21 protein-coding genes are annotated in these 26393 nt (G+C 38.9%); 17 read left to right on the top strand and 4 right to left on the bottom strand.

Translation table 11 applies throughout. From position 1 onward, the window contains the following. The first annotated feature begins 52 nt into the window (after positions 1–52). The 11 genes from K0B81_03520 (at position 53) to K0B81_03470 (ending at position 12545) form a co-directional block, all read left to right on the top strand. Positions 53–1039, top strand: a complete 987-nt coding sequence (locus K0B81_03520) for a MoxR family ATPase (GenBank protein ID MBW6515672.1) — start codon at positions 53–55, stop codon at positions 1037–1039. A gap of 38 nt (positions 1040–1077) precedes the next feature. After that, on the top strand, positions 1078–1959 hold the full coding sequence (locus K0B81_03515; GenBank protein ID MBW6515671.1) for a DUF58 domain-containing protein: 882 nt from the start codon (positions 1078–1080) through the stop codon (positions 1957–1959). Between the two features lie 5 nt (positions 1960–1964). Beyond that, positions 1965–2942 (top strand): hypothetical protein, encoded by a 978-nt coding sequence (locus K0B81_03510; GenBank protein ID MBW6515670.1) that lies wholly within the window; start codon positions 1965–1967, stop codon positions 2940–2942. After that, complete coding sequence (locus tag K0B81_03505) at positions 2939–3934, top strand: VWA domain-containing protein (GenBank protein MBW6515669.1); 996 nt, start codon at positions 2939–2941, stop codon at positions 3932–3934. Before K0B81_03510 ends, K0B81_03505 begins: the two co-directional genes overlap by 4 nt. 166 nt (positions 3935–4100) lie before the next feature. Beyond that, positions 4101–5114, top strand: a complete 1014-nt coding sequence (locus K0B81_03500; GenBank protein ID MBW6515668.1) for a VWA domain-containing protein — start codon at positions 4101–4103, stop codon at positions 5112–5114. Positions 5115–5169: 55 nt separating this feature from the next. Beyond that, the gene (locus K0B81_03495) at positions 5170–5904 is read left to right on the top strand and encodes a tetratricopeptide repeat protein (GenBank protein MBW6515667.1); all 735 of its coding nucleotides are present in this window, start codon (positions 5170–5172) and stop codon (positions 5902–5904) included. Between the two features lie 42 nt (positions 5905–5946). Continuing rightward, positions 5947–7770: a BatD family protein gene (locus K0B81_03490; GenBank protein ID MBW6515666.1), complete on the top strand. Its 1824-nt coding sequence runs from the start codon at positions 5947–5949 to the stop codon at positions 7768–7770. Continuing rightward, positions 7770–8546, top strand: coding sequence for a tetratricopeptide repeat protein (locus K0B81_03485; protein ID MBW6515665.1), 777 nt, complete (start codon positions 7770–7772; stop codon positions 8544–8546). Before K0B81_03490 ends, K0B81_03485 begins: the two co-directional genes overlap by 1 nt. A gap of 151 nt (positions 8547–8697) precedes the next feature. Beyond that, positions 8698–9246, top strand: coding sequence for an LPP20 family lipoprotein (locus K0B81_03480; GenBank protein MBW6515664.1), 549 nt, complete (start codon positions 8698–8700; stop codon positions 9244–9246). A gap of 82 nt (positions 9247–9328) precedes the next feature. Then, entirely contained in the window at positions 9329–10057 is a 729-nt protein-coding gene (locus tag K0B81_03475; protein ID MBW6515663.1) for a protein phosphatase 2C domain-containing protein, read from the top strand. A 439-nt stretch (positions 10058–10496) separates the two neighbouring features. Continuing rightward, on the top strand, positions 10497–12545 hold the full coding sequence (locus tag K0B81_03470; protein MBW6515662.1) for a hypothetical protein: 2049 nt from the start codon (positions 10497–10499) through the stop codon (positions 12543–12545). A 352-nt stretch (positions 12546–12897) separates the two neighbouring features. Here the strand turns inward: K0B81_03470 and K0B81_03465 are convergent, their stop codons facing one another. The 4 genes from K0B81_03465 to K0B81_03450 all read right to left on the bottom strand — a co-directional run bounded on the left by K0B81_03465 (position 12898) and on the right by K0B81_03450 (position 18260). Beyond that, on the bottom strand, positions 12898–14088 hold the full coding sequence (locus K0B81_03465) for an aminotransferase class V-fold PLP-dependent enzyme (GenBank protein ID MBW6515661.1): 1191 nt from the start codon (positions 14086–14088) through the stop codon (positions 12898–12900). A gap of 405 nt (positions 14089–14493) precedes the next feature. Continuing rightward, on the bottom strand, positions 14494–15774 hold the full coding sequence (locus K0B81_03460) for a TldD/PmbA family protein (GenBank protein ID MBW6515660.1): 1281 nt from the start codon (positions 15772–15774) through the stop codon (positions 14494–14496). Further along, positions 15771–17213: a TldD/PmbA family protein gene (locus K0B81_03455; GenBank protein ID MBW6515659.1), complete on the bottom strand. Its 1443-nt coding sequence runs from the start codon at positions 17211–17213 to the stop codon at positions 15771–15773. Before K0B81_03455 ends, K0B81_03460 begins: the two co-directional genes overlap by 4 nt. Positions 17214–17465: 252 nt before the next feature. Further along, positions 17466–18260: a hypothetical protein gene (locus K0B81_03450; GenBank protein MBW6515658.1), complete on the bottom strand. Its 795-nt coding sequence runs from the start codon at positions 18258–18260 to the stop codon at positions 17466–17468. 740 nt (positions 18261–19000) lie between these two features. Between K0B81_03450 and K0B81_03445 the strand changes: the two genes are divergently transcribed. The 6 genes from K0B81_03445 to K0B81_03420 all read left to right on the top strand — a co-directional run bounded on the left by K0B81_03445 (position 19001) and on the right by K0B81_03420 (position 26391). Further along, a complete protein-coding gene (locus tag K0B81_03445) occupies positions 19001–20434 on the top strand; it encodes a hypothetical protein (protein ID MBW6515657.1) in 1434 nt (477 codons plus the stop codon). Positions 20435–20471: 37 nt separating this feature from the next. Beyond that, on the top strand, positions 20472–21251 hold the full coding sequence (locus K0B81_03440) for an ADP-ribosylglycohydrolase family protein (protein MBW6515656.1): 780 nt from the start codon (positions 20472–20474) through the stop codon (positions 21249–21251). A 520-nt stretch (positions 21252–21771) separates the two neighbouring features. Continuing rightward, positions 21772–23121 carry a chitobiase/beta-hexosaminidase C-terminal domain-containing protein gene (locus K0B81_03435; GenBank protein MBW6515655.1) on the top strand — a complete coding sequence of 450 codons (1350 nt, stop codon included), beginning with the start codon at positions 21772–21774 and terminating at the stop codon, positions 23119–23121. 933 nt (positions 23122–24054) lie between these two features. Beyond that, positions 24055–25497 (top strand): MATE family efflux transporter, encoded by a 1443-nt coding sequence (locus K0B81_03430; protein ID MBW6515654.1) that lies wholly within the window; start codon positions 24055–24057, stop codon positions 25495–25497. Further along, entirely contained in the window at positions 25494–26234 is a 741-nt protein-coding gene (locus tag K0B81_03425) for a hypothetical protein (protein ID MBW6515653.1), read from the top strand. Before K0B81_03430 ends, K0B81_03425 begins: the two co-directional genes overlap by 4 nt. After that, positions 26224–26391: a hypothetical protein gene (locus K0B81_03420; protein MBW6515652.1), complete on the top strand. Its 168-nt coding sequence runs from the start codon at positions 26224–26226 to the stop codon at positions 26389–26391. Before K0B81_03425 ends, K0B81_03420 begins: the two co-directional genes overlap by 11 nt. Positions 26392–26393 lie beyond the last annotated feature (2 nt).

Here is a 26393-nt window from a genome sequence, read left to right as displayed (position 1 = left end):
AATCGAATTCAAGCTAATAAATGAAGATAGAAAATTTTATGCGGAGGTTTTAATGAACATCGAACAGTTGAATGAATTGATATATGCCAAGAGCCAGGTTATTGAGGAGATTCAAAAAGAGATCAAGAAGGTTATTGTCGGACAGGAATACATGATCCGTCGCCTTCTGATAGGATTACTCGCTAATGGACACCTATTATTGGAAGGTGTTCCCGGTCTGGCAAAAACGTTAGCAGTTAATACAGTTTCTCGAACTTTCAACGCTACATTTAAAAGAATTCAGTTTACTCCAGACCTGCTACCGGCAGATCTGACCGGAACGTTGATCTACAATCAAAAGACTTCCGAATTTTACCCGAAAAAGGGACCTATCTTTGCTAATTTTATCTTAGCTGATGAGATTAATAGAGCTCCTGCAAAGGTACAATCGGCTCTCTTAGAAGCAATGCAGGAAAAGACAGTTACTATCAGCGATCATACTTATGAACTGCCTAAACCATTTCTGGTTATGGCTACTCAAAACCCGTTGGAACAGGAAGGAACGTATCCTTTACCAGAAGCCCAAGTAGATCGTTTTATGCTCAAACTGATCATCCAATACCCCACTAAACCAGAAGAGAAGATGATCATGGAGAGAATGATACCAGACCAACCAATTGAGGTTAATCATGTCATTACTCCAGAAGAGATCATCTCTCTAAGAGAAGATGTTAAACAAATATACATGGAAGAAAAAATTAAGGATTATATCCTTGATCTGGTCTTTGCTACTCGTGAACCTGAAACATATCCGCGCTTAAAAGAATTGAAAGATCTGATCGAATATGGTGCCTCTCCGCGTGCCTCTATCTATCTTGCTCAAGCTGCCAAGGCAAATGCCTTTCTAGAAAGACGGGGTTACGTAACACCAGATGATATCAAAGCAATCGGAAAAGATATTCTCCGTCACAGAATTATACTAACCTACGAAGCCGAAGCAGAACAGATCAATCAGGACAACATAGTTGATCGGCTGTTTGATGAGATCGAAGTTCCCTAAACTTTAAGTATCATCTGATAACAAAAACTTCATATACTATGGATACGGCAGAAATACTACAAAGAATAAGAAAGATCGAGATCACGACTCGTAATATCGTTAACGAGATCTTTTCAGGTGAGTATCATAGTCTCTTCAAAGGACAAGGTCTGGAGTTCTCGGAAGTAAGAGATTACCAGCCCGGTGATAGTTACCGGCAGATCGACTGGAACGTCTCTGCTCGTATGGGACATCCTTACATCAAGATATTCTCCGAAACGAGAGAGCTGAATGTTATCTTTGTTGTTGATTGTAGTGCCTCTACTCTATTCGGTACCAATCAATACCTCAAGTCGGAATTTGTGACTGAGATCACTGCAGTTCTTGCCTTTTCAGCTATCACTAATAATGATAAAGTAGGTTTGCTCCTCTTCTCAGACCAGATCGAGCAATATATTCCACCACGTAAAGGGAAGAAAACTGCTTTACGCATCTTACGGGAAGTGCTCTATCATCAACCAGAGTCAAAGGGAACGAATCTAGCAAATGCTGTTCGCTATCTGTATCGATTACTAAATAAGAGGAGCATTATTTTTATTCTTTCCGACTTTTTTGATAAAGATTACGATAATGATCTAAAGATTTTAGCTAAAAAACACGATGTAGTTGCTATACAGGTGATAGATTCAGCCGAATTGGACCTTCCCCAAGTCGGTTTGTTGCATATTTATGATCCTGAGACTGATTCGAAGTTCACTGTGAATACCATGAACATGAAGGTAAGAAAAGAATTCAGAGAAAAGACACTCGCCCATCAAGCAGAGATAATCAACAGATTCAAAAAAATGCGGGTTGATCTAATAACCTTGGAGACAGGGGATAACTACATAAAGGAATTAATGAAATTCTTCAAATCTCGTATCAGAAGAAGGAACCGGTAAATTACATGAGCATAGTCAATAGAGATCGTTTGCGATTTTTTATTATTTCATTCATCCTATTATTTGGAACTCTCTTAGTTTATCCCGACTTGTTGCAGAAAGAGAGTATTGAACCTACGTTAGAACAACGTATCATGCAACCTGACGAGTTATATATTGGCACCCCTTTCCATTTACATGTCCAGATAATGACAGCCGTGACTCAAGAGGTTTATCATCCCATTAAAGATACGATAGATGTTTTTGTGATCAATGACATCAAGAAAGAATTGTCAACGATAGATAATAAGCAGATTTCTAGCTTCAATTATAGGTTTTCCGCTTTTGAAACAGGTGAATTAAGATTACCTTCACTTAACTTTGAAGTCTTTGATACAGAAACGAGCGAAATTATCAACTTAAGGACTTCCCCGGTCGAACTAAAGGTTACTTCTGTATTAGCCGATACAAGTGCTGTTATAAAGGATATTGCTGGTCCTCTGCGGCTTAGATTGGGTTTTTGGGATTATCTAGTACCACTGGTATCATTGATCATTTTAGTAGGAATAGTGATCATGTTCTGGAAAAAGATCTTCCAGAAAAAAGAGTTAATCGAGACAGCCAAAGAGCAAGAAACCAGACCGGCATATCAGATAGCTTTGGAACTGTTGGAAGATCTCAAGCAGAAGAGATTACTGGAAAAAGGTAACTATTTGGAGTATTATTTCCAGCTTTCCTTTATCTTGCGTTTCTTTTTAGAGCTTAACTATAAGTTCAATGCCGTAGAGATGACCAGCAGTGAGATCAAGCAGCAAATTAACGGCTTCCCTCTAAAGGAGAGAACCGACTTGAATAAGTTCCTCAATGAAACCGATCTGGTCAAATTTGCTAAACAAGTCCCCTACGTAAACAATGCTCTTGAGCATACTGAGTGGTTGGAGAACTATTTAAAGTCCTATAAGAAGAGAGCAGTTATTGATAATGCAGTCCCTGAGGAAAAATGATATTTGAATTCGTCTATCCCTATCTTCTATGGTTATTGTTTATCATACCATTTCTCTGGTTATATGAGTTGTTCATCAAGAATAAGAAGCGAGTAAGGATAAGTTATAGCCGTTTGGATATCCTTAAAGAAACAGCTCGTCATAACAGCTTTTTAAGCTATATCCCCTTGATCATTCGTAGTTTAATGATCACTGCTCTCATCTTTGCCCTTGCTCAACCAAGATTGAAAGACAGGCAGGAGATCATCAGAGGACGAGGGATAGATATCATGCTGTCAATTGATGTCAGCGGCAGTATGCAAGCATTGGACTTCAAACCAAAAAACCGGCTGGAAGCTGCTAAGAGAGTTGCTTTAGATTTCATTGATCAGAGAGTAAATGACCGGATTGGTGTTGTAGTTTTCGCACCCCATGCCTTTACCCTCTGTCCGTTGACCAATGATTACAATCTCTTACGTCATATTATTGAGAATATAGATTTCCCGGAAGATGCGTCAGGTACTGCTATTGGCATGGGTATTGCCACTGCTGTCGCTAGATTAAAAGATTCCGATGCTGAATCAAAAGTCATTGTCTTGATTACTGATGGAGTGAACAACTCCGGTGAAATTGACCCTATTACCGCTGCTCATCTCGCTGCTACTTTCGATATTAAGATCTATGCGGTCGGTATTGGAAGTCACGGACTTGTTGACTTTCCATTTCATCACCCGATCTATGGTACTCAGTACAGAAGAGTACAGATAGATTATGATATGAATACCCTGCATCAAATAGCCCGAATTACTGGTGTTGACGGAGCTTGGGAAGCTACTGATACAAATGAATTCGCAAGAGTTTTACGTGAAATTGATGCTCTGGAACAAACTGAATATGAGATCGAACACTACTATCGTTATACTGAGATATTCTACTGGTTACTATTAGTGGCACTGATACTCTTATTCTTGGAATATATTTACCGAACTTTGTTACAGATTGATTTCCCATAATTGGTTGATATACAATGATAAAGAATGATATACTTAAACTAATTTATAGTATAATGGTTGCTAATTTATTGCATAATATGGGTATTAACTATGATATATCTCAAGACGAACGACTGTCTTATATCAGCGTAACCGATAAATCTGTCCGAGTTTTGGAGGTTGTGTAATGAATTGGGCAGCACCGAATTACCTTCTGTTACTCTTAGTGATACCTTTAATGCTGATCTTACTCAGTTCAGCCAAAGTATGGCAGAAGAAGCGCTTTTCGAAATTTGCGGATCAACGGTTCTTTAAATTTTATCTTGCTCAGTTTTCACATTTTCATTGGTCACTGAAGAACCTATTGATCATCATAGCTTCCCTTTTCTTGATCTTAGCAGCAGCCAGACCACGCTGGGGACAAGAGATGCAGATAGTAACTAAAGAGGGTCTGGATATTGTGATTTGCATTGATGTCTCTAAATCAATGGAAGCGACCGATATACGCCCAAACCGCTTACAACGGGCAAAAGATCACATCTCGTTATTTATAGATCAGTTAAGAGGAGATCGCATTGCTTTGGTGCCTTTTGCTGGAGAGAGCTTTGTACAATTACCTTTGACCGATGATTATGCAGCAGCTAAGATGTTTCTTAGTTTATTAGATACTGATACTATCCCTGTTTCTGGAACAAACATTGCCTATGCTTTGGAAACGGCGAGTAATCTCTTCCAAGAACCCGATAAAGAGAGGATAATAATCTTGATTAGCGATGGAGAGGATTTAGAGGGTCAAGGTATTTCCCAAGCAGAGAAGATAGCCGATCAAGGTATAGTGATTCATGCTTTGGGTGTAGGTTCGACAGAGGGAAGCCCTATTCCTATCAGAACAGCCCAAGGAAACATCGAATATGCCAAAGATGGTGCTGGCAATGTAGTCATCTCTAAACTCGACGCCACAACACTCAATAGAATAGCACAGGTAACCGGTGGCAGATTCTATCACGTCACACCGCATCGGGCAGAGATATTCGAAATTTTACGTGATATTGAAGCTCTGGAGCGAGAAAAATATGAAGCTCGCGAATATGTACGTTATAGAGAACGATATCATTATTTCGCTTTTTTTGCTCTTTTTCTACTCTTCTTGGAAGTACTTATTCTCTATAAAAAAAATATACCCCAGGAGAGAAATTTATGATCCGAATGATTGTTTTATATAGAAGATATGATGCAGATAAGATCAGGAGTATTATATGCTAAAGCTAATCACCATATTGATTTGTCTTAGTACTTTTACTTATATTTCTGCTGTCAATTTAACTTATGATAAAGTTTTACGTAATTTACGCGGTATTAGATCCTATGAAAATCAGAGTTATGAAGAAGCACGCCAGAACTTTGAAGAAAATGTGCTCAATCATCCCGGTGAGGGTGCTTTACACTTCAATTTAGGTAACAGTCATTTCCGGGAAGGAAATTTGGATGCTGCTTTATCTGAATACGGCAGAGCATTAAGAGATGAAGAGTTTCCTCTTAAATCCAATATTTATCACAATATAGGCAATGCTCTTTTTGAGCAACAGAACTATAAAGAAGCGCTGGAGAGTTATCGAAATGCCATCTTGACAGACCCGGATAATTTCGATGCCCGTTATAATTATGAGTTGACGAGATTACTGTTACAAGAGATGGGTGAAGAAACTCAAAAGCAACCGGAGTCGGGTGAAGGAGAAGACGAAGATGAGCAGGATCAACAACAGCAAGCTGATGCCCAACCTGATGATTCAGAAGAGGGAGAAGAGGCAGAGGTAGTAGAAAGACAGGAAGGAGAGGGAGATCAGCCAGAAGAGAGTGACCCTGACAGAGAACGTCAATTAGAAGAAGCAGAAAATATTCTCCGAACACTTATGTCCAGAGAGCGAGAATTCTTGGAAGAACAACGGGAACGCGAAAGAGAACAACAAAACTTACGAGGAAGATTTTGGTAGTGTTTATTACAGATCGTGGTATAGTATAACTTGAGGAACAGTATGAGAAGAAGAACAGTTTGGTCATTGATCATCTTATCTATGGTTCTGATCCCTTTATTGGCTTCAGAGCTCTCTGTTAATTCCTATGTTGATCAAACGAGAATTGGCTTGGATGATGTCCTACGGTTCACTATCGAGATTTCCGGCGTAGATGCAGGCAAAGTAGGACAACCGGAATTACCGGAGATCTCCGGATTCACTAATATCGGAACTTCAACATCCTCCTCATCATCTGTTTCCATAGTTAATGGTCGTATGACCAGTACCGTTTCCAGAAGCTATATCTATTCTCTCCGACCTCAGACAACCGGGCAATTCCTCATCCCCCCTATCTCGATCCAAACTGACCAACAAACCTTAGCGACTAATCCTATTCGTATTACCGTAGTAGAAGGTACTACTCAACCCCCTCCTCTGTCCAGACAGTTTAGAGATCAAGCAGTTGAACCCGAACAAATTGCCGACAATATCTTCATCTTAGCTGAACCCTCAAAGACAACAGTCATGAGAGGAGAACCGCTGGTAGTTCATTACAACCTTTATAGTAGATACGATCTTGCTAACCTGACCTATGTTAATGAACCAAACTTCATCGGTTTCTGGAAAGATGATATCTTCTTTGCTAACCGTATGAACTTTCAGAGGACAAATTATCGCGGTTCACTTTTTAATGTCATGAGACTCCGTACTTTAGTCCTCTACCCTAATCAAAGCGGAACTTTGATAATACCATCATTAGAGATCGATACTGATATTATTGTCCGTCCGAGAACTTTCTTTGATTTTGATTCAACTCGCAAGCTCAGAGTAGCCAGTAAACCTGTCTCTATTAGTGTGAGAGAATTACCGCTGGAGGGAAGACCGGATAGCTTCACTGGCGCTGTCGGTAACTTCCAAATACGCTCTGAGATCCGTGAGCAGGAATTCAATGTGGGAGATACCTTCACCTATACTCTCCGGATCACTGGAAACGGTAATTTCAAACACTTTGATCCGCCTCCATTCCCACAAACGACTTATCTGCGTCATATAGATCCTGAAGTAACAACCGATTCCAAACTCGAAGGTGAACGTGTAGCCGGCAGTAAAACAATTCGTTACCCAGTTATCCTGACCGAAGAAGGAAATTTTAATATTCCGGCATTAACTTTTGCCTTTTATAATCCCGAACGGAATAGTTATCAAACTCTACAGACTTCATCATACCCAATATCCGTCAACCCCTCCGAAATGAGAACTATCCCTTTGACGGTAGCGCAACAGGATGTAATAGCAGAGGGAGCAGATATTTATTACATCTATAGTGCTGTTAACCTAGATCAGAACGGTTATTTAAACCGCTCATTATTCTATTGGCTAACCTGGTTGTTGTTCTCATTGACTATTCCTCTCGCCTTCGTTTATAGAAAAGAAAGAGCAAAATTGGCATCCGATGTCAATTATGTCAGGCAAAAACAAGCTCGTAAGATCCTACATAAATATATGCATAAAGCTACCAAAGCAGCTAAAGATGGTAACCTCGATTTCTATACTTTTGTCAACACCGGGTTAGCCAATTACCTGACAGATAATCTTAAAATACCGCGGGGTAGCACTACTGAAACGATTATCATTGAATTACAACGACAACTATATTCACCTGAAATGATAGATAAGATCAGAAAGATCATCAATCGCTGCTTGGAAGCCCGGTTTATGCCTGGTGGTTTTATTAAAGACAAGATAGCAGAAGATTATCGTGAATTACAAGATACTGTGGCACTGATCAGCCGTCAGAAGAAAAACAGCAAAAAACAAAATGAGATAGTAGAGAAAGGAAAATAATGTTCTGGAAAATTTGTTTGTTAACTCTGGTACTGTTAGCAGTAACACTACAATTATCGGCGATCTTTGATAATGACGAGATCTTTCAGAGGGGAGTCAACGCCTATCAAGAACGAAATTACGAATTAGCTCTCCAGTCATTTCTTCATCTAACAGAGGAGGGGGTTGTAAATGCCAAACTGTATTATAATATCGGTAATACCTATTTCCGTTTAGATAACATTGGTCACGCTATCCTCTATTATAAAAAAGGGTTACGTCTTGAGCCATATAATCAAACGTTGCAAAATAATCTTAGGTATTCATTATCTCTGACTCAGGACAGACAAGTAATAGAAGAAACCAATCCAATTTTAAGGATTGTCGATCAAATAGTGTTTACTTTACCCTTAAACACGCTTTTTATTATAATCTTAGCCCTTTTCATTCTGGTTGTCTTGATTATCAATGTAATAATAATCTTATTTTCCGGAAAAGAGAAGACTATACCCTTATTTATCCTCACTATCATTATTTTCCTGTTGCTTATCAGCGGAGGGATAACCTACTATCGTTGGCAACACTTGCATAATGATTCGGAAGCTGTTCTGACTGCATCTTCCACAACCGGATTCAGCGGACCTGCAGATGATTATGAAAGCATTTTCCGCATCCACGAAGGAATGATCTTCAGAATAAATATGACACAAAACGGCTGGAGTCAGATAACCCTACCATCAGGTATCATAGGTTGGATCCGAAATGACACATTTCAAAGAGTTCATATAGAGGTTTAGTACTTTTTCAGTTAGGTTTTCAATTTATCAAGGGAGATTAAAGAAAAATAAAAAATCATTGACAATAGCTTAATGAAATCGATAATGAAATTTAATGATAAATCAAAACGATAATAAATCAACTATAATATCTCGGAACAGGGAGGTTACGATGAAATTTAAGAATTTAATAGTATTAGCAGTAATTGGTCTATTAATTTTGACAGCATGTTCTTCCGGTAAATCATCAAAAGCTAAGTTAACACAAGCATTTCATCCTGATTGGTATGATCTACAGGATAATCCTGAATACGTCTATACCTATGGACAAGCAGAGAAAGTAAGCCAAAATGCTTCTGAACAAGCTGCCTATGCTAATGCCATGCAGGAAGCTGCTAACTATGTAGAAGCACACGTTCAGAGTTTGATTAAGAACTATACCGAAGAAGCCGGTGTTAAAGACCCGCAGGTTTTAGCTTTAACAAGCAGTGTAGCCAGAGTTATTTCCAATGCTAAATTCTCCGGTACCCAGATATCAAAAAGAGAATCTTATATTAAAGAAGATGGTAGATATCAAACATTTATCAGAGTCAGTATACCTAAAGACGAGATCAATCGCAACCTGCGCAATCAGATCAGAAATGAAGAGGCACTTTATAATCAATTCAAAGCTTCTCAGGCGTTTCAAGAATTAGACCATCTCCTTGAACAACAGCAATAGATTTGCATTTCGCTTAGAATATCTCTGATCTAATTCAAGAGATAGCATCTTTATAACTTTTTTATAACCGAAAGAGAATGATATGTGGAAATATTTTATAGAATCGATACAGGGTAAGAAGACCCGTAAGAATCAAGATTATCAGGAAGTTAATGAAAGAGAAGATAAACTATTAGCTATTGTTTGCGATGGTTTAGGTGGTGCTCCAAGTGGAGAGGTCGCCAGTAGATTATGTGTCAAATCTATCGCTGACAGCTTTCTTGAAGAATACAATCCCCCCTATACTAAAGAGTGGATGATAGAGATCGTTAAAGAGGCAAACCGTTTCCTTTATGACTATTCTGTCATTCATTCAAAATGCAACGGTATGGGAACTACAATGGTTGCTCTACTGATCAATAACGATAAGGGCATTGTTGCCAACGTTGGTGACAGTAGATTGTACAGCTATGAGAAAGATCAATTAGTGCAGATCACCGAAGATGATTCGCTTGTCTGGGAGCAATTCCGAAAGGGAAAACTGAAAAAGGATGAGATGATCAGACACCCTTCAAGTCACTTGATCACCAAGCATATAGCGATGGGAAGAGATATTGATCTAAAACCTTTTGAGATCAGTATTGCCAAGAAACAGCTCTTTCTTCTCTGTTCCGATGGTATTACCGATTATTTGACTGACGAGAAGATCCATTCTTTGATCGATATGAAAACCACATTGGAAGAGAACAGTCAAAAGATCATAGAAGCTGCTTTGAATGAAGATTCGGATGATGATATCTCCATTATTCTCCTATCTAATTACATGAGTTGATAAAATATCCTATAGAGTTTAAAATTACAACAAAGTCCATCATCACGATGGACTTTTTCATAATGATTGGTTCTTAATACCAGTATATCAACTATGATTTCAACCACTTATATGGTTTCCGCAAAGATTTTATTTATGTACTAAATTGCATGATGGCTTTTTGCAGAACCGAGGGAACTACTTCTTACTCTCTGCTTCTGAGCTCGACGTTATCAATTCTAAAGAACCGAGGAAAGTGTCTAGTAGGATGCTTTGGGGCAAGTAAAAATCAAGAAGTGGATTTTTTGGACTTTGTAGAGAATTTGCTTATCTGATTTAAATTATTAAGCTGTGACTGACATCATAATAAAAAAACCTAATCTTATCAAATTTTCTTGACAATTCAATGAACTTTTTCAGTCTTATTGATATACTTTATATCTAATATATGGAGGTTACTATGAAACGTTTATTAGTGCTTTTCATTTTACTTTTACTTTCATCATTACTCTTATCTCAGACAGCAGTACCACCGTCAATAGGAGATGGAACAGAAACAAATCCTTATCAAATATCTTCATTGGGAAACCTCTATTGGATAGCTGTTAACCCTTCTCACTGGTCAAGCTACTTTATCCAGACAGCCGACATTGATGCCTCGGAAACAGTTACTTGGTTTAATGGACAAGGATGGATACCAATAGGAACAGATGGCGATAATTATCTTACTGGTGCATCATATAACGGACTGGGCTACAAAATTGACGGTCTTTTTATCAATCGACCAACAACAAATTATATAGGACTATTTGGTTACATGAATGCCGGAGTATATATACAGAACCTTCGTTTGACGAACATTAATATAACCGGGTATTCTTACGTCGGTGGCATTACAGGATATCAATTTGCTTCTACTTACATCGACAACTGCTACACCACTGGAAATATCTCAGGTTATATGTGTATAGGTGGTCTTGTGGGTGAGCAGAGTATGGCTACCGTTAGCAACAGTTATAGTACAGCTAATATAAGTGGAACAGGTTACAAACTCGGCGGTCTTGTTGGAGCCCAAGCAGGTGCTTATTCCACCGTAATGAACAGTTACAGTACGGGTAATGTGAGCGGTGGATTTGAAGTATATTATGTCGGGGGGCTCGTGGGGTATCAATATTGGTATCCTACCATCAGTAACTGTTATAGCACAGGTAATGTGAGCGGAGTTTGGGATGTCGGTGGTCTGGTGGGAGGACAATCTGGAAATGCCACTGTTCATAACAGCTATAGCACGGGAATTGTGAGTGGAGAGGAAGGATATGTCGGTGGTTTGGTAGGATATCAATGGGGTTCCACCGTAACTAACAGCTATTGGAACACAGAAACATCCGGACAATCATCAAGTTCTGGGGGTATTGGTAGAATTACGGAAGAAATGACTTACCCATATGCCTTAAATACTTATGTTGATTGGGATTTTGATGATTTATGGTCAGCTGATATTGATTATAGTATTAATGATGGCTATCCTTATTTCTTATGGCAAGAACTGGGAGAATCACTACTTCCATATTCTCAATCATTTGATAACACACCAACCGGTCAAATACCATTAGGTTGGACAAGTGATGTATCTAACTGGGGTGTAACTAACACAAATTATGCCGGTGGCATATCACCAGAGATGAGTTTTACAGGAACTCCGTCTATAACAGGTGAATTTCAACTTGTTACTCCACCACTTGTCTATGAAAGCATCGAAAACTCAGACTATATGGAAGTATGGTTAGAAATTCAGTTTAGGCATTATGTAGATCATAATAGTGGACTTTATACTCTTAAACTGCAATATTCAACTGATGGATTAGAATGGACTGATACCTGGTCAGTTATTGATCAGGATAGTAATCTGGGACCAGAAATAGTATCGAGTTTTATCTATTTAGAACAGGTAAGATCAGAGACTATCTATTTGGCTTGGGTTTTTGAAGGTGACTCAGCTAATATCAATTATTGGTGCATAGATGATATTGAAATCAGTTTAATGTTTATTGCTGTCGATTATGGATTTTCGGTTGATGTTATTGGTCAAGGAACTGTACATCTGAACAGTTATGAGTTAGATGAATATCCCGCATTTATTCTTTATGGCCTGGGAGAGTATGTTGAACTTCTCGCCGTACCCGCTGAGGATTGGGTATTTCACAATTGGACATTAGATAGTGAAGAATTCTATGATGCTGAAATATGTTTCGTGTTTAATGCCGATATAGACCTTGCGATCGCTTATTTTAATCCTCTTCCTCCACATAATGTGGAGATCTCGATAACAGATAACATGGTCAACTTAAGCTGGGAAGCTATTGTAGGAGTTAACACATACATCATCTATGCATCTGATGATCCTTACGTTGAGGATTGGCAAGAGATCGCTGTTGTTGGTGAACCGGCTTATTCGCAGATGCTAACCGAGCAAAAGAAATTTTATAGAGTAGTAGCTTCTACTGAATAGTTACCTTTACTACAAGAACCAGAATCATTCATTATTCAGTATATAAGGTTTTATAAAATAGTTTTGAAGAGAAAGATGAGAGCAATGTTAGTAAAATTGCTCACTGATCAATAAAATTTTCTTCTACTTTTAGGGAGTAGCGTTGTCAGCTTTAGCCGACTACGCTCCTTCCTAGAAGTAGATGATAGGAAACCCTCATCAAATCAGGATTTTTTAGATTTAGCAGTTATGGGATAGTCGTTTAACAAAGTAAATCCCTCAATTGAATAGTATATAGTCGATTAGAGAAAGAAAGTCTTTTTTCAATCCATTACTATCGTAACGATTCAAGAATAGGCTTGAAACAACTTGATCATCTATGGGAGCCGTAGCCGAGTTTAAGCAAACAGTCGGCTAACTTGCTATATTCACTCTCTTTGTTGTAGAGATGAGCACTTATTCTTAAGATTCTTTCATCGGTTTGATAGAGAGTGGCGATAAAAGACTCTATCCGGCATTCATCGAGCAGTTTGATAAGCAGTTTATCTGCATTGGTGTTGGGATCTTTGTCAGCTTTGGAATTGAGTTTGAATGTTACCATTGAACCGGTCATCTCATCGGGTGTATATTGATCGAGTTTAAGAACTTCTTTAATGATCTCTCTCCCCTTTTTAACAAGTTGTCGATTGCGTTCCATAATTTTCTGCCAGCCACCATCTATTATACTATCAAGATACTCGATAGCCGGTTTTACTGAACAGCAGGCCAGATAATCGGTTGCAGTACCTGTCCAGAAAAAAGAATTGAAGAACTGTTCTTGCGGAGTATCCCCTCTGCGGAAAAAGAAACTGATAACGGTGGGGATCATATCTTGCTGTCTTTCAGAAGAGACATATAAGAAAGCCGACCCTTTAGGGGCACAGAGCCATTTATGACAATTCCCCGTATAGAAATCAGGAGCTAATTTTTCCAGATCAAGTGGAATCATGCCCGGAGCATGAGCACCATCAATAAAAACCGGGATATTATGGACTTTTAATTGCTTAATGATCCTCTCTATCGGTAAGATCGTTGCCGTTTCACTCGTTACATGATCGAGAAAGACGAGTTTGGTTTTATTATTAACCAGACTCATGATACCGTTTACTATCTCCTCTTCATTGCTCACTGGAAAAGGAAGCTGAACTATTCTTTGCACGACCCCTTTGCTCTCAGAGAGATAGTTCAATAGATGTCTGCATGCTTCATAAATGAGATTGACAGATACGATCTCATCACCCTTCTCCCAAGGTAATGAATTGATCACCGAATTGGCAGCAGTTGTAGCGTTCCTGACAAAAACGAGATTATCGGGAGAAGCGTTAACGAATTTAGCTAAAGTGTTCAAAGAATCTATGATCAAAGGTTTTAGTTCTATCGAGAAAAACCTGGTAGTCAGACTCTCCATGCGCCTTTGCAGATCGATGTAATATTGCATCACCTCTTTCGTACAAGCTCCAAAACTACCATGATTGAGGGCTATATACCCCTCTTCTATACTGAACAATTCGGCATAATCTTTCATAGTCTATTCAAACCTCTTCCCTATTCAATTCTGTTCTATCTCGTGTTTTTTTACTTTTCTTTTACTCTCAATGCCTGTCAATCATTCGTTATAATTATCTGTTAGTAATAATCTTTTCTTTGCTCGCTTTTTTTCGAAACAGTCCGTTATGAAATCTCTACATTCAGAAATATCCCCTTCATATCCTTCATGCTTTTGACATTACTATTGTTTATGACACAGAAAAGTTCTATATGATAACAAATCCTTTTCAATCCAATTTTTCCGTCAGATCCGTGTTCTATTTAAAAGGGCGGTTCATGAACCGCCCCTACAATGAATTTATCAGTGTTGATTGTTTTTTAATCTGTGTACATCAGTGGATGTTTTTTTTCTTGCTTCTGATATATGCTTTCATCCTTGAAGTTAAAATGTCGTTACATCAACGAAGTTGAAATTATCGATCAGCATCGAGGGTACAAAGGCGTTGTGTTCGACCTGTTCCATCGGACCGAGTGCTAAGATCCGTTTAGTAGCATCGTGCAAGATCTCATTCCAGCGGAAATTAGTGACAGCATGTTGGATCTTACCGTTTTCGAAATAGAGTACTCCGTCACGAGTCAAGCCGGTCCATTCACCCTTTTTCATATCGATAGGTCTGATGTACCAGAGATTATTGAGAATAACTCCCCGTCCTGCCTTTTGCAACATCTCTTCTTCACTTGTATTGCCACCTTCGATATAGATATTGAATATCGAAGCGGGTTCAATCTCTTTCTGACGAGCATAATAACGATCCGCTTGCATATTCTTGATAATACCATTCTCAATCCAAGTAATATCTTTCGTGGGAATGCCGTTATTATTGAACAGAGGAGCAGATATCTTGGGGTTACTGACTACCGATCTGAGACTGAAATTCTCACCGAAAAATTGTTTACCCATCTGATCAGTATAGGGATTAGTTCCTTCATCTGCTTCCCGCATTTGAAATGTCCAGATCAGATAATAGAGCCACTGGACAACGGCTTGCGGTCTCATAATAACAGCTAGCTTACCCTTTTCCATAGTCTGCGGTTCTTTCAGAGAATCAAATTGATTATTTAACTGCTCAATCATCTGCTCCATCGAGAACTGAGCATAATCGGTGACAGAACCGGAAACCTTTGTTTCGATCCCCTCTTTTTTGATAGTCATGGAATGGGCAAAGGAAGCATTCTCGTCATAACCTTCGAATCCATTTTTGGTAAGCATATATTTCTTTACTATGCTCCGTTCTGAGATACCCGATGCCCTTGCTTCTTTTGCTTGGGCATTTTTAATACACTTTTCTATGCCATCGACCAATTGCTCCACTTGTAACTCTAAAGTGGCTGCTGAAGGTTTGATCAAATCTCTTAACGGATGTGCCTTTTCTGAAGGAACATATTCGGGATCGGGTTTATTTAACAGAGCAATATGTTCAGCTTTTTCGACCAAATTCTTTAAACTATCTTCATCAAGCTGATTAACAGAAGCTGATCCGGTCTTGTTGTCAAATGCAACTTCGAGTTGAATCTGGAGATTTTTCCCGTCTATATGTTGAGTGATTCCATTTTGAGCAAAACGGGTGTGAATATCTTGATTATGAGAAACAATTAAAGTAAAGTCATCTGCTTTACATAGCTTCTGGATGATCTCGCCGGTTTTTTTCAATTCATCTCTCATTGTGAACCTCCTACCCGGATGTTACGAAAGCGTGCTGTAGCACCTCCGTGAGTCATTCTTCCTCTTTGACCCGGTTGTCCTTTTCCGCAATTGGTGACACCGAATGTCCTGAAGTATCGTTGATCACAGATAGCATCGACACTGTTCCAAAATTCTGGATTATTTGATTTGTAGATGAGCTTCTTTAACGGTCTGACTTTCTTCCCTTTCTTGATCTCCCAGAACATATCACCACCAAACTGGAAATTCACTCTATGCTGATCAATGGAAAAACTTCCCTGTCCTTCAATATAGATGGCATCATCACAGTCAGCTATTAGTTCATTAGGAGACAGTTCCACTTTCCCCGGTTCCAGATATAAATTGGGAATGCGATTGATAGGGAAATCAAAGTAGTAGGTCGCTCTGTTACATCCACGACTCATTCCTAAATTGAGAAGAGGAGCTGTATCACGAGTAGTTCCGTATTCTCTTAAGATACCATCCTTAACGATATACCATTTCTGGTTGGGTACTCCATCATCATCATAACCTGCCGTAGCTAACCCGCAGGGGAGGGTATTGTCAGCGACAAAATTGACTATTTTGCTGCCGTATTGGAAGTTACTGAGCTTTTCCGGAGTTGCAAAACTGATCCCCGCAAAATCTGCTTCCCAGCCCAATACTCTGTCTAATTCAGTGGGATGTCCTACCGATTCATGCATAGTCAGAGACATGTGAATAGGATCAAGAACAAGGGTTCTTCTCTCTTCAGCCCCTAAACTATCGGCATTGACTTTCATGATGGCTTCTTCGGCAACCTTTTCAGCTTTCTCTATTAAATTCAGATTATTGATATATTCCCAGCCGGCAGCTACTCCCCCATCTCTGAAACTGCGGGATTGACTATCATCACCAGTGACTGCAGTAGCCGTAAAAGCAGGTTCAATATAGAGATTAGTTAGATCTAAGCGGGAACCTAATGTAGAAGCAAAGAGCTTTTCGTCTTTAGTGCACTCCAGCATGAACATTGCCCTTTTGATTGCCTCATAACCAAGTAGCGTCTTATTGACCTCCAGCATCATTTCAACCTTTTCAGATAATGGAACTGTGAAGGGATCAATACACCAAGGTGTACGATAGGTATCGATATAAGCCCTTTCTGTTGCCAATTTCAAGCCGTCTCCATACTTTAATCTGCCAGATTGGGTTGCTAAAGCATAAGCCCTTTCAACCGTCTTAACGACAGCATCTTCATTAAAAACATTACTGTGAGCAAATCCCCAGGCACCGTTTTTGAATACTCTGATCCCGTATCCGTAAAGCTCATGCAGAGAGGTATTCTTGAGACTCATGTTGCGCAAATAGATGATCTCTGTTTGAGTTTTTTGGATGCGGATATCAGCATAATCGGCACCTAAAGATCTTGCTTTCTCCATTGCTATGTCGAGAAACTTCATAAGAACTCCTTAGGTATAGTTTTTTATGAAAAGTAGATTCGGTTCTGAGATTTAACTGTCAAGATAAATGACTTTAATTAATTGTTACAAGCCTACCCTCCTCCAAATGGCACTATGCCCCATGCCTGAGGTTAAAAAACCTCAGGTAATCATATATCACCCATCGCTTACGCTCCGGGTATTTTTAATGCCACACAGGGGTATGGTATAAGATAGCCAGACACTTAGTGTCTGGGAAAAAAAGGTCTAAAGCTACTGTAAGCTTTTAATAAGCTCGATAAGTTCTTCTCTTGATTGCTTGATCATCTTTTCTATAGCATAATCTTCAAAATTATCCTTCTGATTAATTGCTCTGGCAGCTACTAATAATCGGTTATTAGCTACAAAATCTATCTGAGCTAATGACATCGCTAAATTAGATTCCACTCCTAAAGACACTATTGAATTGGCAGGAATAGTATGTTGTCTGTCAGATGGTTCAATAACCTTTATGTAGGATGAGGTATCAATAACATCTTCATCCCAGAAAATTGAAGTGAAAGAAACTAACTGATATTTGTTGTCTTCTTGCAAGACCCAGCTAATAGTTTGATCGACTTCATAGTCTAGTTCATCGGGAAATGTCACAACAGATGGGATAAATGGTGTCATTAAAGTCGCTGAATAGCTCTTTGATTCAGTCACTAAAACGAAATCATAAGTCACTCCTTGCTCAAGAGTAATATTTGCTGAATAATCTTCATGGAATTCATTGTAAATGAGAGCAACTTCTTCTCCATCGATCATGAGATTTATCTCTTCAAGGAAACCTTCAGGATTTGTAGTTTCGATATATACAGAATATACAGCTTGTTTTGTGAAGTCACCTATGAAGTCCCAGTATTCAATACTGATAAAATAATCAAAATCTGCCAAGTCAGGACCCTCAGGACCTATCATATCGTCAAGTGAGAAAGAATCTCCGTCGCTGCTTGAACAACCGACAAAAAGCATTAAGAAACAAGTAATAGTGAGTAGACCGCATAATAGTAATAAGTTCTTTTTCATAGCAACCTCCTTTTTTTATCATTAATTGCACGTATCTTATTGTCAAGTAGTATAAATCTCCACGCATTCCTGAGTCTAAACAACCATAAATTGTCATCTTGAGTGATTCGGCTCTTTTTCCGAATTGTATCGAACCGAGGAAAACACTTCTTCGTGGCTGCTTCCGAGTTCGACGAAGTCAACATCCTCGTTGGCTTCGTGGCTGCTTCCGAGCCTTCTTCAAGCTCAGGACAGTATTGACGACTTTAAACTACTATCATATGTCATCCTGAGTGTTCTGGCCTATTCTTCTTGCTCTGCATAGGACAGAATGTATCGAAGGATACATTGTACAGACTCGGATTTGCAAGTTCTGTCCCCTTCGATACAATTCTTGGAAAGCCAAAACAAGAAGCCACTCCAAGAATCACTCAGGGTGACAGTAGTCTATATTATAAAAAGTTTGTCATCTCGACTGGAGAAAGAATCACGAAAGTGAGTCTTTCGCAATGGAGAGACCTCATAACCGACCAACAATAAACCTAAGATCATACTTGCTTTCCCAACATCAGTTCTGAGATACCTCGACTACATTCTGGAACATGGATAACATCATATTCTTTAAGCCATAACATGTTTCAACATTAAAATGTAATAGATAAGAAACTACAAAAATATTTGACACCTCTGAACTACTCAAAACTAATAGAATCGACTCTCTAAAAGAGCATTTTAAAGAAGAAAAAGATTGAGGTGTTCTGATGTTAAGAAAGAGATCCATCATTTTCTCTTTGTTAGTCTTTTGTTTTATCATATTACTTTTAACCACAGGGTGCAGTACTAGCTCAATAATTCAGACTGGTATTCCCGAAGATGAGATTGGTAAACTCTATTCACCTACAGAGTTGCTCGAAGACCTGAATTTCCTTTTCCAAACTATGGAAGAAGTACATCCTGATCTGTTCGCTTTTACTCCAGAAAAAACAGTCAGAGCAGAGCTGGAAAAAGTCAAATCAGATTTACAAGAACCAACCACCCGGTTAGATTTTTTCCTGAAAGCGACTCCTATCATTACTATGCTGGGAGATGGGCATACAGGTGGTGGAATACCTAGAGATGGGTGGAATCAATTCTTGGAAAAGGGTGGCAAATTTTTCCCGCTGAAAGTTAACATCCGTGATAAGAGAGCAATACTGATTACTGATCATACATTTAATGATCTGGAGATCATAGCAGGATCAGAAATCCTCTCGATCAATGGTCTCAGAATGGATGAAATTATCACTAGAATGCTCGATTATTCCAGTGGAGAGAGAATATCATTTCGAGAAAAGAGACTCGAAACTGTATTTCATATATTGCTTTGGACTATATATAACTTAAAAAATGATTTTATGATCGAATTTCTGTGTGTTAAAAAAAATGATCTAAGATCGGCAACAATTGAGGGAATAACTCTCGAAGATACACCGGCTATCTCTCATACGCAAGAAAAACCTTACAGTTTCAAGATCATAGAGGACCTGAATGTCGGCTTTATAGATTTCTGTTCTTTTATCGAATTAGAGAAGTTCAATGAGTTTTTAGCAGATACTTTCCGTCAAATTCAAGAAAAAGATATTTCACATCTGATCATTGATATAAGAAATAATGGCGGAGGTAATTCGCTCTTAGGGGATGCATTTCTTAACTATCTCACCTCCGAACCTTTTACCCTATATTCTGCAGTAGAGATCAAGATCAGTAAACAGATCAAAGAGATCTATAAAGAATGGGATGAAGTATTAAAAGCACCTATAGGAACACTTTATACCTTTCCAATAGAAGAGAAAACTCCCGAACCTAATCCTTTCCGATACGAAGGGAAGGTTTATCTCCTGACGGGACCATTTACTTTCTCGAGTGCTTCAGACTTTGCCGCAGCAATTAAATACTATGATATTGCCGTTATAATAGGGGAAGAGACGGGAGGTATGATCAAGTGTTTTGGTGATCTATACATTTTTTCGCTCCCCAATACCGGTCTGCAATATTTCGTATCTCATAAAGCATTCATCGGAACAAACCATGAGGAAAACCTCTACCAAGGTGTTAAACCCCATTATCATGTAGAACAAACTTCTGAAGATTTAGCTTCCGGTAAGGACACTGTCCTAAATTTCACTCTCGATCTGATCAGATCAGATTTAGAATAATTACTCTGTTTGTTAATAATAAAAGATGGAGGTAAAGATGCTCGGTGCTATCGCCGGTGATATTATTGGTTCTGTTTATGAGTTTGATCCGATCAAAACAAAAGATTTCCCTCTGTTCCATTCTACATGTTTTTTTACAGACGATACAGTCCTTACTGTTGCCATTGCTCAAGCTATCTTGAGTGATGGTGACTATAAGAGAGCTGTATTAGAAATTGGCAGAAAATATCCTAACTCCGGTTATGGTGGTTCATTTATTCATTGGCTCGCTTCTGCTGATCCGCAACCATATAACAGTTGGGGTAACGGCTCAGCAATGCGAGTCAGTCCCGTTGGCTTTGCTTATAACGATATTGACGAAGTATTGAGAGAAGCAGCCAGATCTGCCGAATTCTCACATAACCATCCTGAAGGGATCAAGGGTGCACAAGCAACTGCCTTAAGCATCTTCTTAGCAAGAAATACTCATGATAAGGAAGTTATCAGAAAAGAAATCACAGAACGTTTTGATTACGACCTGACTCGGACTGTCGATGAGATCAGACCCTATTATAGTTTTAATGAATCTTGCCAGGGAACAGTTCCGGAAGCGATAATCTCTTTCCTCGATGCCGACTCTTATGAAGATACTATTCGAAATGCCATATCATTGGGTGGTGATAGTGATACTCTGGCTTGTATAGCCGGTGGTATTGCCGAAGCATATTACGGTAAAATTGATCAAGCCATAGTAGATAAGATACAGGAGATCCTGACCCCTGAATTATGGGATATCTGTGAGCGATTTTATAACAAATACATCCCTCAGAATCTTTAAGGTGAAATGTGTTTTTGTGTTTGATGTTAGTCTCTGTTGAGATCTCTCCATTCCACTTTGTTCCAGTCGAGATGACACACCTTTCATAACATAGACTGCTGTCACCCTGAGTGATTCTTGGAGTGGCTCCTTGCTTTTCCTACCAAGAATTGTATCGTAGGGGACAGAACTTGCAAAAACCGAGTATGTCTGAGGCATTCTTTATTGACTTAATAGTACTTTATAGCGACCATAAAAAAGCCAATTCCTCAGATTTATCTCAGAAAAATAAGCAAGATCAAAAAAAAATTGACGTTATTACATATCGGAGAATAGGTTAGAATCGATAGGAGGTTTTATGAAAAACCTAGTATTTTTAGTTTTGCTTTGCTCTACTGTTCTCCTCTTCTCCGAGGGGATAGAAAAATTCGTGCTTGCTTAGATAATGATAGTACAAGCCGAGAACTTACTCCGACAAGTCATGTTGAGGTCTTGGTAAAGTAAAAAATCGATTTTAACAAATCAAATAAAGGAGGAAAGGATGAAGAAGAGTTTAGTATTTATTTTAGCCTGTCTAATAGTCTTGATTGTAATCAATTCGTGTTCAGATTCTACAGAACCGAAGAAACAGGTAGCAACACCAATATTCAGTCCTGCTGGGGGTACATATACAGAAACTCAGGAAGTAACTATAACTTGTCAGACTGAGGGAGCAGTAATCAAATACACAACAGACGGTACTGAACCAACAGAATCATCATTAGTATATGTCACTCCGATCATTGTGTCTACGAATACTACCTTAATTGCCAAAGGGTTTAAAAATGGTTGGGATGCAAGTCAGATAGCAACTGCAGTCTATACCATAGAAGAAGATCTACCATCTGAAACTGTAGCAACCCCGACATTTGATCCGCCTGGTGGGACATACGATGCACCGCAGACGGTAACAATTACCTGCACTACGGAGGGAGCAACTATAAGATATACAACCGATGGCACCGATCCTAACGAGATATCACCCGTATATTCAGATCCGATAATGATAGACGGAAACACTACTATCAAAGCGAGGGCATATAAGACGGGCTGGCTGGAAAGTGATATAGCTGTAGCCGATTATATTATTCAAACAATAGCAGACAATCTTGTATTTGTCGAAGGTGGAAGCTTCAGTCCTGACGGAGGTAATTATCTTGTAACCCTGTCATCATATTATATTGGAAAATATGAGGTTACCGTAGCAGAGTATGCTTCTGTCATGGGTACCAATCCTTCCTACTGGGGGTATAATCCCGACCGTCCAGTGGAAAGAGTTTCTTGGTTCAATGCGATAGAGTATTGTAACCGTCTCAGCATGCTGGAAGGACTAACTCCTGCATACAGTTACAGTACCTATGGTACAGATCCCGATAACTGGCCTTCAGTTTGGGATACAAGCAATGCCAATCATATTAATGTATCCTGCAACTGGACAGCTAACGGTTATAGATTACCAACAGAGATGGAATGGATGTTTGCCGCTATGGGAGGTAATCAAACACAAGGTTATTTCTACAGTGGTAGTGATAATCTTAATGAAGTTGCCTGGCATTTAAATAACTCCAGTAATCGAACTCACGATGTAGGAACTAAAGCTCCTAATGAATTGTTGACTTATGATATGAGTGGTAATGTTTGGGAATTGTGTTGGGATATATCACAGGAAAATTATCCATCAGGAGCTTATACTAATCCAACAGGTCCCGTTAGTGGTCTCAGACGTATGAAACGTGGCGGCTGTTGGAGGAGTAGTGGCTACTATTGCACCGTTACTTATCGTGGTATCGAACTTAATGCTACTTACATTGATAACAACTTAGGGTTCCGAGTCAGTAGGATTTCCCCTTAACTTTTACTTTTTCTTTTTTTGTCTTTGAAAAGGTAATTGGGGATTGTAAGACATGATAACATATTCGGTTTGTATAGTCGGGCTCAATTGCATGATAAGTTATAGGATTCAATAAAAAAGGGTGAAGGTAAAAAGAAAACCTTTTCAGATCATTCATCCTTCGATACAATTCAGCAAAAGAGCTGAATCACTCAGGATGACATAAGTCAGAGACTGAAGTATATGTCTCATCTTTGCTTGCTCTTTTCTTTTTTTTTGTCAATTCGATTGTAATCGATATATCTCATCACTAATATTGGAATAGCGAGTTTGATTTCATATTTGAAGTGGGTCGGTAATGAGATCTCTCCATTTCACTTCGTTCCAGTCGAGATGACAAATGTGCTGTTAGTAAAGATCCACTTTCGTGATCCTTTCTTCAGTCGAGATGACAACTTATATTTTTATGGAGCTTCGCTCCATTTGGGTGGCGGGTGGGAATAGATCATCCGGCATTACAAATAACGGTGTTAAGAAAACTGTACGAGAATCTGCTTCGCAGCTACTGTTTGACAAGTGAAGCGAGAAGTTTAGCGAAAGATGCAGAGTCGAGAAGGTTTTTAACCGTTAATTGTAGAGCCGGGAGTTTTTCTTTGGTTCGTTTCTTTTGTCGACACAAAAGAAAGAACATAATAATCATAAGTTAGTCTCCGATGAGATCTCTCCATTTCACTTCGTTCCAGTCGAGATGACAAATGTGGTGTTAGTAAAGATCCACTTCCGTGATCCTTTCTTCAGTCGAGATGACACAGTATATTGTTACTCAGGATGACATAAGGCACAGACTGAAGTATATGTTAAAGAATCAGCAACAGATTGATCAATTTTTAGATTACTCTTTGACATAATCAGTGAAAGAAAATATTTGTAGTGCAAAATAATTTGGGAAGCGACATGGAGGAAATAACTGCCGGACTTGATCTGACACAAGGTAGTCATATCAAAAACCTTTTAAAACTATCTGTTCCGATCATGATCTCCAATTTCATGCAGACCTTTTATAATCTGGCTGATACTTTCTGGTTAGGTAAGCTGGGAGAAGGAGCAAGAAATGCTGTTTCTATCGCCGGTATTGCCTTCCCGATAGTTTTCTTCTTCGCCTCATTCGGCATGGGTTTATCTATTGCCGGTGTAGCTATGATCTCCCGATTTCGAGGAGCAGGGGAACATACTAAGATCAGAGAAGTAACCGGACAATTCATGCTTGTTTTTTCCGTTATTTCTCTCCTCTTTATCTTGATAAGTCTTTCTTCGCTAAATTTTCTTTTAGAACTATTGCAAACACCACCAGAAGTTTTCGAGTTAGCCCGTAACTATATGCAAGTAACGATCATTGGTATCTTCTTCATGTTCTTTTTCCTCGCCTATCAGAGCTTTAATCATGGATTGGGAGATACGGTAACACCGATGAAGATACAGATCATCACACTGACACTCAATGTTATCATAGATCCCTTTCTTATTTTCGGTTGGTGGATCTTCCCAAGTTATGGAGCTATGGGAGCGGCATACGCTACATTCTTCTGTCGCCTCTTAACAGCCCTCCTATGTATCATCTATTTCACCAAGAAAACACCACAATTCATCCCTCATAGAAGAGAGCTTATCCCCAATTTTGATTATATCAGAGCAATTCTCAAGATAGGCCTTCCCGCTTCGATATCCCAATCATTGATCAGCTTTGGTTTTCTTATCTTACAAGGTTTCGTTAATTCTTACGGAACTGTAGTTATTAGTGTCAATGCTATAGGCAACAGAATGGTCAGCATGTTCATGATGCCTGCAATGGGGTTAAGTCATGGTTTGGCTGCTATAGTAGGACAGAACCTGGGTGCCAATAATATCAAACGGGTTTATCGAAGTATCAAGCATACTTTCTCTCTTGTTATGATGATCATGATCAGTGGTGGTATTTTGATGTTTCTCTTCGGAGCTGAATTAACGAGATTCTTTATTAATGACCCGGAGGTTATCGAGGTAGGTCGTCGTATGTTTAGGATCATTGCTGTAGCTTCCAATTTCTTCGGAGTGCTTTTTGTACTGATGGGGGTATTTAACGGCTCAGGACAGACCATGTCAGCAATGATGTTTAATTTAGTTCGCTTCTGGGCGTTAAGAGTACCAATGGTCTATCTGCTCTCAGGTAAATTAATGGAATTACCTTTTCTTCAGAGAGGATTCTTTAAAGATTTTCTCAATAAGCTATCAAGCCCACTGGCAGATAATCCCTATGATGCACTTTGGTGGTCAATGTTGTTTAGTAATATATTAGCAGCTACACTTGCTCTGATCATATATAAACAAGGTAAATGGGAAAAGGCAAAAATCGATAAATGATATCTGAGAAGAAGAGTATGGTTAAGAAATCAAAAGAGATCCCCTTTATTATAACACTTTCCTACTTAGCCGGATTTATCTTTATCCGTTTGAGTGTATTTTTAGCCGGTGCAGCTAATACTGAATTTGCTCAGGCAGCCAAGATGGGTGAAATGCCGGGAGTAGATTTCTATATCGGCAGGAATATTATCTTATTCGGGTATCATATCCACCATTTTTACATCGGTTTTGCCTTGATAGCTCTGGCTGGTTGGTTATCTCTGGTTGGGACAAATAGTTTATCAAAAAAGCATCTGGCGATGATGTACGGTGTCGGGTTAGGACTCTTCTTTGATGAGATCGGACTGCTTTTAACTTGGGGAGATTATTTTAGTCAACTATCATATCTGCTGACCCTTCTATTAGCCGGGATCTTTCTCAATATCGTCTTCTTCCACGATTTTTGGTTGAGTGTGAGGGATAATGTTGTCCGGTCAAAGACCCAATCGTTTTTCTGGAGTTCAGTACTGAAGCACAATACATTTCTTAATTTAGCTGATTATATAAGCCAAAAAACAGGTAAACCAGAAAAAACCGGTTTGATCTTTACCGGTCTGTTATACATCTTTGTTGCTATCGTTATTTTCTTCTACCCGCAAACTTTAAGATACTGGATATCGATAATCTTCTTCATACAGGGTATTGAATACGTCACCATTTTTATAACCTATAAGGGGGATCAAGAAGATGAAGGTTAATGTGAGACTCAGCTTTCTTTTCACAGGATTAGCTTATGTATTAGTTGGTGTTTTAGTTCTAACTTACCAAGAGTTTCTTTACTACTGGATAGCAGGATTGTTCTTGATCCAGGGATTAGTATCGATTATCAGGGCAATCTTCAAGGCAAAAAACTAAGC

It is taken from the genome of Candidatus Cloacimonadota bacterium (assembly GCA_019429305.1).
Taxonomy (GTDB): Bacteria; Cloacimonadota; Cloacimonadia; order Cloacimonadales; family JAJBBL01; genus JAHYIR01.
The sequence above is the reverse complement of the archived record's forward strand: the minus strand, read 5'-3'. Positions and strand labels throughout refer to the sequence as shown.